The organism is Protofrankia symbiont of Coriaria ruscifolia, assembly GCF_900634745.1.
Taxonomy (GTDB): Bacteria; Actinomycetota; Actinomycetes; order Frankiales; family Frankiaceae; genus Protofrankia; species Protofrankia californiensis.
On sequence record NZ_CAAAFR010000074.1, the window covers coordinates 12,043 to 23,776 of the forward strand.

General features: G+C 68.6%; 17 protein-coding genes and 1 pseudogene. 10 read left to right on the top strand and 8 right to left on the bottom strand.

Annotated elements, in window-relative coordinates:
• Positions 1–532: DUF2399 domain-containing protein (locus tag CV1CTNOD_RS10485; RefSeq protein ID WP_131785937.1), on the top strand; the 532-nt coding region annotated here is incomplete at its 5' end.
• Positions 533–663: 131 nt separating this feature from the next.
• Here CV1CTNOD_RS10485 and CV1CTNOD_RS10490 read toward each other — a convergent pair.
• The 4 genes from CV1CTNOD_RS10490 to CV1CTNOD_RS24635 all read right to left on the bottom strand — a co-directional run bounded on the left by CV1CTNOD_RS10490 (position 664) and on the right by CV1CTNOD_RS24635 (position 2,742).
• Positions 664–1,098, bottom strand: a complete 435-nt coding sequence (locus CV1CTNOD_RS10490; protein WP_131785925.1) for a type II toxin-antitoxin system VapC family toxin — start codon at positions 1,096–1,098, stop codon at positions 664–666.
• The gene (locus CV1CTNOD_RS10495) at positions 1,095–1,355 is read right to left on the bottom strand and encodes a type II toxin-antitoxin system Phd/YefM family antitoxin (RefSeq protein WP_207386324.1); all 261 of its coding nucleotides are present in this window, start codon (positions 1,353–1,355) and stop codon (positions 1,095–1,097) included. The genes CV1CTNOD_RS10490 and CV1CTNOD_RS10495 overlap by 4 nt, the downstream gene beginning before the upstream one ends.
• An 86-nt stretch (positions 1,356–1,441) precedes the next feature.
• Positions 1,442–1,960 carry a hypothetical protein gene (locus CV1CTNOD_RS10500; protein WP_131785926.1) on the bottom strand — a complete coding sequence of 173 codons (519 nt, stop codon included), beginning with the start codon at positions 1,958–1,960 and terminating at the stop codon, positions 1,442–1,444.
• Positions 1,961–2,481: 521 nt separating this feature from the next.
• Positions 2,482–2,742 (bottom strand): hypothetical protein, encoded by a 261-nt coding sequence (locus tag CV1CTNOD_RS24635; RefSeq protein ID WP_165485433.1) that lies wholly within the window; start codon positions 2,740–2,742, stop codon positions 2,482–2,484.
• Between CV1CTNOD_RS24635 and CV1CTNOD_RS24640 the strand changes: the two genes are divergently transcribed.
• From CV1CTNOD_RS24640 to CV1CTNOD_RS26525, 7 genes and pseudogenes are all read left to right on the top strand, one after another.
• A complete protein-coding gene (locus tag CV1CTNOD_RS24640) occupies positions 2,734–3,087 on the top strand; it encodes a hypothetical protein (RefSeq protein WP_165485434.1) in 354 nt (117 codons plus the stop codon). The genes CV1CTNOD_RS24635 and CV1CTNOD_RS24640 overlap by 9 nt on opposite strands.
• Positions 3,088–3,094: 7 nt before the next feature.
• Positions 3,095–3,787 (top strand): septum formation family protein, encoded by a 693-nt coding sequence (locus tag CV1CTNOD_RS24645; protein ID WP_242606576.1) that lies wholly within the window; start codon positions 3,095–3,097, stop codon positions 3,785–3,787.
• A gap of 105 nt (positions 3,788–3,892) precedes the next feature.
• On the top strand, positions 3,893–4,684 hold the full coding sequence (locus tag CV1CTNOD_RS10510; RefSeq protein WP_131785928.1) for an FHA domain-containing protein: 792 nt from the start codon (positions 3,893–3,895) through the stop codon (positions 4,682–4,684).
• Entirely contained in the window at positions 4,681–5,049 is a 369-nt protein-coding gene (locus tag CV1CTNOD_RS10515) for a hypothetical protein (protein WP_131785929.1), read from the top strand. The genes CV1CTNOD_RS10510 and CV1CTNOD_RS10515 overlap by 4 nt, the downstream gene beginning before the upstream one ends.
• Complete coding sequence (locus CV1CTNOD_RS10520; protein ID WP_131785930.1) at positions 4,979–5,353, top strand: PP2C family protein-serine/threonine phosphatase; 375 nt, start codon at positions 4,979–4,981, stop codon at positions 5,351–5,353. Before CV1CTNOD_RS10515 ends, CV1CTNOD_RS10520 begins: the two co-directional genes overlap by 71 nt.
• Positions 5,353–5,529 (top strand): annotated as a pseudogene (locus CV1CTNOD_RS26520) (serine/threonine protein kinase); the annotation flags it as partial. The gene CV1CTNOD_RS10520 and the pseudogene CV1CTNOD_RS26520, both read left to right, overlap by 1 nt.
• A gap of 508 nt (positions 5,530–6,037) precedes the next feature.
• On the top strand, positions 6,038–6,862 hold the full coding sequence (locus CV1CTNOD_RS26525; RefSeq protein ID WP_242606578.1) for a hypothetical protein: 825 nt from the start codon (positions 6,038–6,040) through the stop codon (positions 6,860–6,862).
• 68 nt (positions 6,863–6,930) lie between these two features.
• Here the strand turns inward: CV1CTNOD_RS26525 and CV1CTNOD_RS10535 are convergent, their stop codons facing one another.
• Both CV1CTNOD_RS10535 and CV1CTNOD_RS10540 read right to left on the bottom strand, forming a co-directional pair.
• On the bottom strand, positions 6,931–7,323 hold the full coding sequence (locus tag CV1CTNOD_RS10535; protein ID WP_131785933.1) for a type II toxin-antitoxin system VapC family toxin: 393 nt from the start codon (positions 7,321–7,323) through the stop codon (positions 6,931–6,933).
• Positions 7,320–7,514: a hypothetical protein gene (locus CV1CTNOD_RS10540; RefSeq protein WP_131785934.1), complete on the bottom strand. Its 195-nt coding sequence runs from the start codon at positions 7,512–7,514 to the stop codon at positions 7,320–7,322. Before CV1CTNOD_RS10540 ends, CV1CTNOD_RS10535 begins: the two co-directional genes overlap by 4 nt.
• A gap of 198 nt (positions 7,515–7,712) precedes the next feature.
• Between CV1CTNOD_RS10540 and CV1CTNOD_RS10545 the strand changes: the two genes are divergently transcribed.
• Positions 7,713–8,327, top strand: a complete 615-nt coding sequence (locus CV1CTNOD_RS10545) for a ClpP family protease (RefSeq protein WP_131785935.1) — start codon at positions 7,713–7,715, stop codon at positions 8,325–8,327.
• Here CV1CTNOD_RS10545 and CV1CTNOD_RS10550 read toward each other — a convergent pair.
• Together CV1CTNOD_RS10550 and CV1CTNOD_RS10555 are read right to left on the bottom strand one after the other, a co-directional pair.
• The gene (locus CV1CTNOD_RS10550) at positions 8,307–8,834 is read right to left on the bottom strand and encodes a helix-turn-helix domain-containing protein (protein WP_131785939.1); all 528 of its coding nucleotides are present in this window, start codon (positions 8,832–8,834) and stop codon (positions 8,307–8,309) included. The genes CV1CTNOD_RS10545 and CV1CTNOD_RS10550 overlap by 21 nt on opposite strands.
• Positions 8,835–9,006: 172 nt before the next feature.
• Positions 9,007–10,530, bottom strand: coding sequence for a DHA2 family efflux MFS transporter permease subunit (locus CV1CTNOD_RS10555; RefSeq protein ID WP_131785936.1), 1,524 nt, complete (start codon positions 10,528–10,530; stop codon positions 9,007–9,009).
• 267 nt (positions 10,531–10,797) lie between these two features.
• On the opposite strand from CV1CTNOD_RS10555, the gene CV1CTNOD_RS10560 reads away from it, so the two are divergent.
• Positions 10,798–11,259 (top strand): MarR family winged helix-turn-helix transcriptional regulator, encoded by a 462-nt coding sequence (locus CV1CTNOD_RS10560; protein ID WP_207386325.1) that lies wholly within the window; start codon positions 10,798–10,800, stop codon positions 11,257–11,259.
• Positions 11,260–11,734: the final 475 nt, after the last annotated feature.

Sequence of the window (11,734 nt, forward strand, 5' to 3'; positions counted from 1 at the left end):
CCAGCTCGGCCAGCTCGGCCAGCTCGGCCAGCCCGGCCAGCCCGGCCGGCCCGAACAGGACGGCCGGCCCGGTCCGCTCAGCCAACTCAGCCAGTCCGCCCGGGCCGAGCTCGGTGTCGGCGAGCGGACGGTGTGGATGTGCGAGAACCCGATCGTGCTCGCCAGCGCCGCCGACGCGTTGGGGCGGGGCTGTCCGCCGCTGGTGTGTGTCAGCGGACAGCCGTCGGCCGCGGTGCTCCGCCTGCTCGACCTGCTCACCGCCGACGGCGCCCGCTTCGTCTACCACGGCGACTTCGACTGGGGCGGGATCCACATCGGCAACGGCCTGCGGGAACGCGTCCCGTGGCAGCCGTGGCGCTTCGACACCCAGGCCTACCTGGCCACGCTCGCTCGTGTCACCGGCGGTGAGCTCACTGGTCGTCCGGTCGAGGCGTCCTGGGACGCCGATCTGCGCCCGGCCCTGCAACACCACGCTGTCCGGGTGGACGAGGAACTCGTCCTGGCCGACCTGATCGGCGACCTGGCCGTATGACGCACCCGTCACACCCGACGGGCGAGGCCATATAGACCTGGTGCCATAGCGACCTGGCGAATTGATGAGCATCCTCTGTTCTGCTGAAGTTGCATTCAGTCATTGGAGGCGGCCATCGTCTCAGCTTGCTATCACTGGGTTGCGTCGCCATTCCATGGGTTGATCAGCGGGATTCCCAGGTGGGCGAAGTCTCGGGTGTTACGGGTGGCGAGGGTCAGGCCGTGCACCGTGGCGGTCGCTGCGAGGAAGCCATCGATGATCGGCACCGGTCTACCGTTGCAGTCGCCGGCCGCTGTGAGCACTCCCCAGGCGTCCGCTACGGGGATGTCGACCGTGAGGATGCGGTCCGCGAAACGGGTTACCAGATCCCCGTCCAACCAGGCCGCCAGGTACGTCCGTCGGTTACCGACCGGGAGGCGTTCGATTCCCCGGCGGATCTCCGCCAGCGAGAGGACGCTGATGAACGCACGGTCTTCGTCCAGGTCATCGATCCAGCGGACGAGGGTGGGGTCGGGGCGTGGGCGCGCTCGTTCCGACAGGACGTTGGTGTCGAGGAGGATGTTCACAGGCCGATGTCGCGGGAGGTTTCCCGCGGGCGCTGGATGAGGTCGGCCACCTCGCCGAGCGGTGATGCGGCGAGGAAGTCGCCCAGGGTGCCACGACGGCGTGTCCTGCGTTCCCATTCCTCGATGGACACCACGACCGCTGTCCTGCGTCCGTTACGGGTAATTGTCTGGGGTCCTTCGGAGGTGGCCCGGTCGAGGATCTCGCTGAAGTGCGCCTTGGCGGATGCAGCCGTCCACTGGCTCGCAGGTTCAGTCACGATGAACCTCCAGTCAAGTAGGTCAGGATGGTCATAGTAGTCACGTGACGGGCGTGTTGCCACACTCGGATCGTCCCATCGGATGATCAGGTGGTCAGGGCGGTGTCCGGGGAGGGCCGCCGGTAGCGGGGGCGGACGGGGTGACGCGGCGTTCGGCTGCGGTCAGGGCGTTCGGCTGCGGTCAGCAGGAGTGCGGGCGCGGTCGCTCCGACGGCGACCACCCAGCAGAAGGTGGTCCCGAAGCCTGCGGTCTGGTCCGTCGGGCCGGCGGCTTTCTCGAGCTGGTTCTGCAGAATGACCGCGAAGATCGCGGTACCGGCCGCGCCGCCGATGCGCTGACCCACGTTGAGCTGGACAGTCGTTTCCTGGATCTTGGAGGGGGAGATGGCGCAGTAGGCCGCGATGATGGCGGGGACGGCGCAGGCCCTGACGCCGAAGCCGCGGACGGCCATCGTAACCCCGAGGAACCAGTACGACATGTCGGCGGTGATGACGGTGAAGGGGATGGTGCCCACGATGCTGATCAGGCCGCCGATGAGGGCGGCCCGGCCGCTGCCCAGCCTGTCGACGATCCTCTCGCCACCCTGGCTGCCTTCGGCGTCCACGCCTACCGGCGCTCCGCCGGCGTCACCGTCGACGATCTCGCCGCCATCCGCACCCGGCTCCTTGAGACTCCCTGAGCCCGAACCCGAGTCCGTCTGTACGGATCGATGGCGATGTCACCGAACCGGCGGGCCTGCGGAGTGGATAACCGGGCAGGCTGCCGCTCACCCGCGTCGCTGCTGCGTGGTGACGGTAGGTAAGAGGTGATGGCTGGCGGTGAATGCGGAGAAAATCGACGTCGGGTTGATGTCGTTGCGGGCCGCCGTGGATGTTCACATGGGTTGCTGGTATGGCTGGTAGGGGTTGACGTCCATCTGGATTCCATCCGTTTCTCATGGAGATGGGTGCGGGGTTCGGCCAGACTTCCGGTACCGGTGGCCTGACCATTTTCGGGATGGGTATGTTCGAATCGGCGGTGCGGCCGAACAGGGGGATGCGGTGATCGACGCGACGACCGCCGGGCTGGTCGAGGTCGCGGGGCCGGAGCTGTATCGGCGTAATGCGTTCCGGATTACCGGAGTGCCTACTGACGCCGGCCGGCCGGCGGGCGGTGCGGCAACGCCAGCAGCAGGTCCTCCCCGCGTTGCGGGTTGGCGCCGATGTCAATCTTGGTCATCGTCTGCCGGTCACGGAGGAGGAGGTTCGTACCGCCTTCGACCGCATTCTTGAAGATCCGCGCCGCCGCTTGGTCGACGAGTTGTTCTGGTTGTGGGATACCCCTGGTGCCAGCTGCGGGTGTGCTCCGGCGTTGCACCAGGAACATGATGCGGCCGTCTTGGCTCACAGCGAGGCGCTCGACCGGGAAATCTCGTCCGACGGTCTGTCCGGCGATGGCCGTGACGAACTCGAGCGGTTGTGGTCCGAAGCGGCGCGGTTGTGGGAGTCGGTCCTGCGCCGTGCGGCTTTCTGGGACCACATCCAGCACCGGATCGACGAGCTGGACGAGCGCCAGCTCGACAAGTCCGTCATCGGCCCGATCGGCCGCCTACCAGGCGGCCGCATGGCAGGCGCCACCGCTCCTACCGGGTGGGGGACTTCCGCCCACCGCGAGGCTTTTCTCGGAGAAGATCGTGGAAAACGCCCCGGCTGGCCGGTGCATCACCACCAAGAAAGGGTGGGACGGCAATAAGTTCACGGTGCCCGTGGTCGGTTGCGACCAGCAGCACTGGGGCGAGGTGCTGGGTTACGTGCCACTCGGTGCGGTGCCATCGCCCTACCCCGGCGATGAGCAGGCCGAGGCGTTGACCCGGTTCGAGTGCGGGTTGTTACTCGCGCAGCAGGGCCTGCCCGTCGACCAGTTCACCACGTCAATTTTTCTGGCTCCGCGGGAGTCCTGGAACGAGGGAGGGAGGCGCTACGAGAACTACGGGACCTGCGTGGTGCACCGGATCGACGACCAGCCGCTGCCACGCAAGCAGTTGACCGATCCGAACCGCAAACCTCAGGACGTGTCGGTGCAGATGGATCTGTACAGTTCCGCCATCTCGACGAACCCGCCCGTGGGTAGCTGCGTCGCGACCAAGCAGAGCGTTGACACCTCGATCCATGCCGTTCCCGTCGTGCGGTGCGACCGTCCCCACTGGGCGGAGGTCCTCGGGTACCCCGTGCTGTACGAGCCGGACACGCCGTGGCCGGGAGACAACGTGGTCTATGCGGCGGCCGAGGCGGCGTGCCGGAAGGTGGCAGCCAACCGGTCGTTGCCGGCAAACTTCCGTTTCAACGTCAACTGGCCGGCGCGGGACTGGTGGCAGGACCCGAAGAAGCGAATCTACGCCGTGTGCTTGGCCAGTCGAGCCGACGGCCAGCAGTTCACCGGCGGGCTCACGTGACGCCCCTGCATCCAGTTTCCATCTCGTTGCCATTGTCGTCGGCATGCGGCTCGGTCAGGTTCGAAGCAGTACGTGAACGTGATCAGGAAAGGGAAAGAGGTTGTTGTGGGGGCTCGGGCGGTGGCGCTGCGCATCAGCTCGCCGGAGGGCGTCGCGAGTGGCGTCGAACTGGACGCTGGGCCGATCACCATCGGGCGTGCCGCACCCGAACACACTCCGGACGTGGCGTTGGGACCGGATCCCCAGCGGTGGGCCGGCCGGTTGCACTGCACGCTGGACTTCGCCAACGGCATGTGGTCGGTGACCGACAACGCCAGCGTCAACGGCACGTTGCTGCGGCACGGCGACAACACCGAGCGCCTCCAGGGGCGCAGGCGGATCCAGCACGGCGACACGCTGCTGATCCTCGGCGACATGAGCCCGGGTGGTGAGCCGCTGTACTGGAAACTGACCTTCCTGGACCCGCACACCACCCGGCCGGCGCCGTTCGGGTCGCCTTCGGAGGTCCGCCACATCGGGCCGTGCCTGCGTTACGACTGGGTGGCGGCCAGGGCCTACCGCAGCGAGGGCGGGGTGGAAACCTCGATCACGGGGCTGCGCCCGCAGGGCCACCAGTTGCTGCGCTACATGGCCGGACGCAGCACCAGCGGCGCGGCAGTGGCCTGCGACCACGCCGAACTGATCACTGCGCTGTGGGGCGCTCGCGAGGAGTGGGCGCCCCACCGCTCGTACACCCGTGCCGATATCGCGGGCGTCGTGCGGGCCGTGCGGCGCCGCATCGAGGTGGATCCGTCGAACCCGCAGATCCTGGAGACCGTCACGGGAATCGGCTACCGCCTCAACGTCTGCGCGGGCACCGGGAACGGCGCCGGCACCGGGAACGGGAGGCTGACATGATCCGATGTGCCGTGCGGACCAGGGCAGGTCACCTGCACGACGGGAACCAGGACCGGGTGGCGACCGACGTCGACCGGGGCACGTTCATTGTGGCCGACGGCATGGGCAGTCTGGCGGATGCGGCGGCTACCGCACAGGCGATCGTCGACCAGTTCCCTCGCCGGGTGTGGGAGCGTGTCACCGCCTTACGCGGACCGGACGTGACGCGAGCGGTGACCGCGGTGGCGGCAGAGCTCAACGAGCGCGTGCGGCACAGCGCGCAGCGGACCGGACACCACGGGCGCGGCCACCGCATTGCTGCTCGTCCGGGACGGTCTGGCGCTGCTGGCGCATCTGGGCGACAGCCGGATCTACCTCGCGCGTGACGGCCGTCTCCAACGGCTCACCGAGGACCACACCCGCGACGGGCAGCTCACCCGGTTCGTCGGCATGCCCGGCGAGGTCGTCCCGGGAGTCTCGGTCCTTGAGCTGCGCGCCGGTGACCGCATCCTGCTGTGTACCGACGGGCTCACCGGCAGCGTCGACGACCAGGCGCTTGCCGAGCTGCTGAACACGACCGACGAGGTTGACGGGGCGTGTAGGCGACTGGTCGAGGCCGCTGCCGCGGGGGGAGCGGTCGACGACATTTCGGTGATCGCCGTGGAGTACGGGGTGAGGGATGCGGGTTGATGGCACTGCTCGGCGACGACGACTGGATCAACAACACACTCCTCGTAGAACGGCTGCTCGGTGAAGGGGCGTTCGCCGAGGTTTACCGGGTGCGGCACAAGCACCTCGGCCGGCAGGCGATGAAGCTGTTCAAGAAGGTCGCCTCGCTGGAGGAGACGCACGCGATGCTGAACGAGGCGCGTCTGCTGTCGGCCCTGGGGCATCCGAACATCGTCCGGGTGTTCGACGCGAACACCGTGCAGACCCGGCAAGGGCTGCGGGGCTTCTGCGCGAGCAGTTGGAGCGGCTGCTCGTCGAGCTCAGCGCGGCGGCTGGGCGGGAGGAACCCCAGCTCCAGCTCGACGCGCCGCAGCTCCAGCCAGAGCTCGACGAGAAGGCGCTGGCCGTCGCCGCCACGAATCTGTGGAGCGCCCAGCGCAAACTCGCCCAGGGGGAGGACTCGTCTGCGCGTACCCGGCAGTCCGGTCGCTACCTGCGCGCGTGCCGCGACGCGTTGGCCGAGGCCGGGCTGGTCGTGCAGGACCACGACGGGGACGCGTTCCACCCCGGCCGCTCCATCGAGGTTCTCGTCTTCGAGGAAGATCCTTCTCTGGGCGGCGAAACGGTCCTGCGGACCGTCCGGCCGTCGATCTACTTCCGGGACCGGCGTATCCAGATGGGCCAGCCGCCGCGGGGTCGGCCACCGTGGCCGCGCTCGACCTGCGGGCCAGGGCGCACGCCCAGCGTGGCGAGCTGCCCGAGGCGGACAGGTGCTGGGCCAGGGTGCAAGCCCTGGCCCCCGACGACGCGGACGCCGCGGCTGGCCGCCGCACCATCGAGAAGATCGTCGCAGGTCGCCGTCCCGCTCGACCGCTCGTCCGCCCCGGTCGGGTCGCGGTCGTCGCCGTCGCCGTGGTCGCGGCCGCGACCACGCTGGCTGGGACGGCGCTGGTCGGCGGGGACGGGCGGCCCACGCCCGGCGTGGTCGACCGGCCGTCGGGGACGGTGGCCGACTCGGCCCGGCTACAGCATGAGATCCAGCGCGCCGATGCCTTGGAACAGCGCCTCGCATCGCTCGACGCGGAGCGCGCGGTGGCTGCTGATCGCCGCGCGCGTGACCTCGATGCGATCGCCAAGGGGTTGGCGTTGCCCGGCGTGTCCGTGGAACGCCGCGCCGAGGACGTCCGGGTGGTCTTCGAGACAGGGCTGTTCCCGCGTAACGCGGAGATCAGCAGGAAGGGCGGGTCGCTGCTGGCGGAGATCGGCCGCAGGTTGGCGGGCATGAACGTGACGACGACCGTGGCGGGCCACGCGGTCGCCGTGCCCGGCGGACGGACGAGCGGAGGGGCCGGGGTCGCGCTGGACCGCGCCCGGGTGGCGGTCGGCTACCTGGCGGCGGGCGGCAGGCTGCCCCTGACGGCGTTCACCCTGGTCAGCGCGGACCAGGCGCAGGGGCCGTTCCCGGACGCTCCGCGCAATCGCACGGTGACCCTGGTGATCACCCCGAAGGAGCCGTCAGCACCTCGTTGACCCTGCCCGCCCCACAGCAGAGCAGAGATCCGCCGCCGGCCGGACGGTTTCCCCACGCATTGTCGCGGCTACGGGAATACCTCGACGGGGCAGTTGGCGCCGGTGCCACGGGAGAGGCGGGCATCGCTGGTGATCAGTACGCAATCCAGAAGCTCCGCGAGAGCGACGTAGAATGTGTCGTACGCGCTGTAGTTGGCACGCAGCTGCCATGCTCGTGCAAGGTGCGCGGGCAGTGGCGTGCGTTGGAGGGGAATCCCGGCGAGTAACGACAGGGCGGTACGTGCTCGTTGCTCGGGTAGTTTGCCGCTGAGGGTTAACCCGCGCAGGACCGAGAGGACTTCCGCGTCGATGAGGCTCGGTGCGCTGAGGGTTTCGCCACGGAGCCGTTTGCGTACCTCATCGGCTGAGGGACTCTTCTCGACAAGGACTTTGACGAGGGCGCCGGCGTCGATGACGATCAATGTGTGGACCGTCCACGGTCCAGTTCGGTGAGGATGTCGTCGGTGGTCACCGACTCCACCGCGCTGGCCTGCGTACGCTCCAGGATCTCCTCGACAGTGGGCTGTCGGGCGTCATGGACCAGCTTGCCCAGCAGATAGTCCTGCAGGGACTGTCGGGCGCGCAGAGCGCGCTGTTTGTACGTCAGGTACACCTGGTCGGGGATGTTCCTGATCTTGATTGTCGCCCACTCCGAAGCTGTTGATGATCTTGAATATCTTGTCTGCCGTCAGCAGACCCGGTGCTCCAGGCGGTCTCGCGGTGGAAAGCTGTTCCGTGTGGGCACGCCGAGGCCGGCGCCCGATTTCGGCCGACCGGGCCAATACGTTTTCGAACGAGGGGAGAAATACGCATGGACCGTCCGCGAATGCAGTCGGGCAACGGCTACTCGCCCGACGACGCGGTGTTCAACCGTCTGCTGCGCAGCGGCATTGTTTTCCTCGGATCGGTGGTTGAGGACAGCGTCGCCAACGAGATCTGTGCCAAACTGCTGCTGCTGTCCGCGCAGGACGGTGAGCGTGACATCCAGCTCTACATCAACTCGCCGGGTGGCTCGGTGAGCGCGGGGATGGCCATATACGACACCATGCGCTACGTCACCAACGACGTGGTGACGGTGGCGCTCGGCTTCGCCGGATCGATGGGGCAGTTCCTGCTCTGCGCGGGCACGGCCGGCAAGCGGTACGCGCTCGCGCACGCCCAGGTGATGATGCACCAGCCGTCCGGTGGAATCGGTGGAACAGCGAGCGACATCGCCATCCAGGTCGAGCAGCTCATTTACACGAGACGGACGATCCAGGAGCGCATTGCCTTCCACACCGGGCAGACCGTGGAGCAGATCGAGCGTGACTCCGACCGGGACCGCTGGTTCACCGCGCAGGAGGCCAGGGACTACGGACTCGTGGACCACGTGGTGACCGCCGCGGCGGAGCTCCCGCGCGCCCGCTCAGCGAGCCCGGTGGGCTGAGCGGACGCCATGACATGAACCTGTGTTCCAGAACTCGCCGGGCGGTCCGGTCACCTCGCTGACGGCGACCTGCAACACCATGCGGTTCGTCCGCGCCGGAGTCGATACCGGCGGCCGCCGGGTGTATGCCGGGACGCATCGACTCGCCCGCAAGACCCAGCGGGGCTCCCGGCTGCGCGCGGGCCCGCCGGAGCACTCCATCATCAGACCCTGAGGCACACGCACGGTGACGTCCGGGGGAGTACTGAGCGGAGCGACGGGCGCCGCCTCGGGCTCGAGGTGGCGCAGGTCGTCCAGGACTTCGTCGAGCAGGTCGCTGAGGCGGAGGTCGAGAGCCCGGCACAGCGCCGCCAGGACTTCCGAGGAAACCTCCTTCTGGCCGCGCTCGATTTCGGACAGATACGGAACCGACACGTTCGCGACCCGCGCGACCTCTCGCAGGGTGCGCCCCTGCCGCTGGCGGGTGCGACGCAAGATGACGCCTATCAGGCGACGCAGTAGAAGCATGAGTTCCCCGCTCCCGGCAATCCCCGTGACGATGAGCCCGATGAGCCCGATGAGCCGCAATCGTGATCTGCCACCATCGAAGCACACCGTCGGTGCTCGGAGCGTCCAAGCCGCACCGGCTGCGGACCGGTTCCGCAGGGCACCGATGGCAGCGCCCGAACCGTCGTCGTGTTCAGGTCCCGCTCTCTGGGACGGGGACGGGTCGGCTCGCCCGCCAGCGCAGGGGTATCGCGGCAGCCGCGACCGCCGCCGCGGTGGCGAAGACGACCGGCCACCAGTAGGCGTCGGCGAACGTCGCCGCGGACAGTGTCGTGGACGATGCCGCGTTGCCGGCCGCACCCCGTTGCAGCGCCGTGGCGACGACGGCGATGCCGATCGAACCGCCGAGATGGTTGAAGATGAACAGCGCTCCGGTCGCCCGCGCCGCGCCGTCCGGCCCGACCGCCTCGTACATCGACGCCATGGTCGGTGCGATGGTGAAGCCGAGCCCGAAGCCGCCGAGGGAGACGGCGACCACCAGCCACGCCTGGCTGGTGGTCGCGCCGGCCCGGGTGAAGGCGAACATGCCGAGCGCGGCCAGGAGCATGCCGACCGTCGAGGTGGTGCGGGCCGACAACCCCCCGGCCAGCTTGCCGACGGCGATCGTCCCGATCGCGCCGAGCAGCCCCTGGGGTGCCAGCAGCAGGCCGGCGCGCAGCGCGTCGGTACCGTGGATCTGCTGGTAGTACAGCGGGGTCAGGAACAGCAGGGTGATCGCGACCGCGCCGACCAGGAACATCACGCCGACGGCCGCGGTGAATCCCCGGTTGGCGAACAGGCGCAGATCGATCAGTGGCTGTGCCCGGGTGGTCAGCGCGTGACCGGCATACCCGGCGATCAGCACCAGGCCGGACGCCGCGGAGACCAGGACCGGCGTCGCCGCGAAGTCGCCGCGGTGGCCCGCGGTGGACAGCGCGTACACCAGGGCGGCGAAGCCGGGGGAGAGCAGGACCAGACCGGTCCGGTCCAGTGCCTGGGCGCCGGCCTGTTCGGGCCGGTCGGTCGGGATGGCGCGCAACGCCAGCACGATGGCGACCACGCCGACCGGCAGGTTTACCAGGAACATCCAGCGCCAGCTCAGACTGTCGACGAACAGGCCGCCGAGGATCGGTCCGAGTACCGGGCCGACGGTCAGCGGAATCGCGATCAGTCCCATCGCCCGACCGACCCGGCCGGGTCCGGCGTTGCGGGCGAGCACGGTCTGCACGACCGGAATGATCATTCCGCCGCCGAATCCCTGAACGACCCGAAAACCGATCAGGCTTTCCGCGGACCAGGCGGCACCACAGAGGGTGGAGCCAAGGGTGAAAAGGCCGACCGCGGTGAGCCAGGTGTTCTTTCCGCCGAATCGGTCGATGGCCCATCCCGACAGCGGGATGGCGACCGAGACCGCGAGCAGGTATCCGGCGGTGACCCACTGGATGGTGGACAGCGGTGAATCCAGCGATCGGGTCAGGGTGTCTATTCCGACGTTGACGATCGTCTCGTCGAGCAGGGCGACGAGCATCGCCAGGAGCAGCACGACAGCCATGCGCAGGAACGCCGGGTCGAGACGGTCGTCGCCCGGCAGCTGTGTCTGCGCAGCGGCGGGGGCCGCGGTCCGGGCGGGCGCGGACGGCGGTGACTTGCTGCGGTCGAGAGTGTCGTCGAGGTTCATGCACGCGCTCCGATATGCCGCGACGGGGCAGAGGACGGTTGCCGACCCTACCTATATATGCATGCGCGTGCATATAAAATGTGAACTACGACACTCCTCTGGAAGATCAAATAATCACTGTCGCGCAGGATGTTCGGCCCGGTCATGCAGGAAGACGGCCTGCGTGCGGATCCGCACCGGTTGCCGAGGTGGATGCTGATGCATGCAATGGGCTCGACTGAGCGTACCGTGAGGGATGCACCATGCCGGCGGATGGAGGCGTCTACGGTGGCAACGGCTGGGCGTGCGGTCCGTTCCGGCGAGGTCGCGTTGTGGCGCCAGGTGGGGGTGCTGGCCGCGCGCGTCAACCAGGCGGTCGACCGGGCGCTCGTCCGGCGGCATGCGTTGACGCTCTCGGAGCTCACCGCTTTGCTGACCCTGTGCGAGGGACCGGAGCGGGGCTCCCGCATCCAGGATCTCGCTGACGCCGTGGGCCTGAACCAGTCGTCAATGAGCCGGCTCACCGCCCGGCTCGCCGCGGCCGGTCTCGCCGAACGGGTGAGTTGTGAATACGACCGGCGCGGTGTCTACTGCGCGGTCACAACGCAGGGGCGTGCCGCCGTGGCGGCGGCCGAGTCGACGTTGCGCGAGGAACTCGGAAAGGCGCTGGAGGCCGCCGCCCTTGATCCGAGAACTGCCGCGGCGGTGGCTCGGCTGCGCTATGATGCCGTCGTCCACGAGGGTGGATAGCATCCACTCCCGTGCATTTCTTACATTCCCGCCCTCGTCTTCGAGGAGAAACGTCTCGGCTATGGCCAGGCCCAGGCCCAGGCCCAGGGTCGCCCCGGTGACGATCGCGACCGCGCAGTCCAGCCCCACTGTGCCCTCCCGCGTCCGGCGCCGGACCCTTTTCCGGCTGTCGGCCCATCGTCGGGGTCGGTGATGGTGAACCGATCGTGGATCGCTCGACCCGGTCAGGAGCGGGGATCGTGATGTGCCCGCGGGTCAGGAGTTCCGCCCGTGCTGCTCACCCCGGTGAGATCCAGGCCCGCCAGCAGGACATGGTCCCGGCGGGGACCGTCGCCGTCGATGGGTGGGGTTCCGTGCGTCGATGTGGCGGCTCGGCGTCCTAGATATCCGGCAGCGGGAGAAGAGCATGGTCGGGCTGCCGCGAGCCTTCCAGTAGTTGTTCGGCCCAGATGGTTTTGCCGGTGCCGTTGTAGCG

Coding starts and splice junctions, on each gene's coding strand:
- CV1CTNOD_RS10515 (WP_131785929.1), top strand. CDS start 4,681: ATGATCCGATGTGCCGTGCGGACCAGGGCAGGTCACCTGCACGACGGG.
- CV1CTNOD_RS10545 (WP_131785935.1), top strand. CDS start 7,713: ATGGACCGTCCGCGAATGCAGTCGGGCAACGGCTACTCGCCCGACGAC.
- CV1CTNOD_RS10550 (WP_131785939.1), bottom strand. CDS start 8,834: ATGCTTCTACTGCGTCGCCTGATAGGCGTCATCTTGCGTCGCACCCGC.
- CV1CTNOD_RS10555 (WP_131785936.1), bottom strand. CDS start 10,530: ATGAACCTCGACGACACTCTCGACCGCAGCAAGTCACCGCCGTCCGCG.